Here is a 202-nt window from a genome sequence, read left to right on the forward strand (position 1 = left end):
AAACTGTACGTAATTCACACACAACTTTTGCGCTTGATCCGTTTTTACTCTGTGTATCTGAGAATTTCTCCGTGGTACTCTGCGTAATAAATATATTAAGGTACTGAAATTTGTGTTTAAAATGGTTCTCGACTCCGCTCGAACACCGTTTCTATATGATGTTATTTATTTATAAAATTCTAGTTATAAAAATCTGTGTTAA

Source organism: Pseudotamlana haliotis (genome assembly GCF_008806375.1).
Taxonomy (GTDB): Bacteria; Bacteroidota; Bacteroidia; order Flavobacteriales; family Flavobacteriaceae; genus Pseudotamlana; species Pseudotamlana haliotis.